Annotated in this window: 1 protein-coding gene; it reads left to right on the forward strand. The window is 44.9% G+C overall.

What is annotated here, in order from left to right; translation table 11 throughout:
- Nucleotides 1–283, forward strand: a 283-nt coding sequence (locus CWC11_RS20850; RefSeq protein ID WP_502704811.1) for an amidohydrolase family protein, incomplete at both ends; no start/stop codon positions are given.

Here is a 283-nt window from a genome sequence, read left to right on the forward strand (position 1 = left end):
TAGTTGGCGGTAAAGTAGTGACCATGCGTAACGCTGAGAACGAACAAGAAATCATCGACAATGGAGTGATCCTAATCAAAGAGAATCGCATCGTTGCAGTCGGTAAGCAAGGTGAACTAGACGCTCCTAGCACAGCAAAAGTAATGGATATTAGCGGTAAAACCGTGATCCCAGGCCTTATTGATGCCCACGCTCATGGCAGTTACGGTAGCTATAACCTACAGCCACAGCAAAACTGGAATCAGTATTCTAATCTTAGCTTTGGTGTAACGACTATCCATGA

This window comes from Pseudoalteromonas sp. S3178, assembly GCF_005886985.1.
GTDB lineage: Bacteria > Pseudomonadota > Gammaproteobacteria > Enterobacterales > Alteromonadaceae > Pseudoalteromonas > Pseudoalteromonas carrageenovora.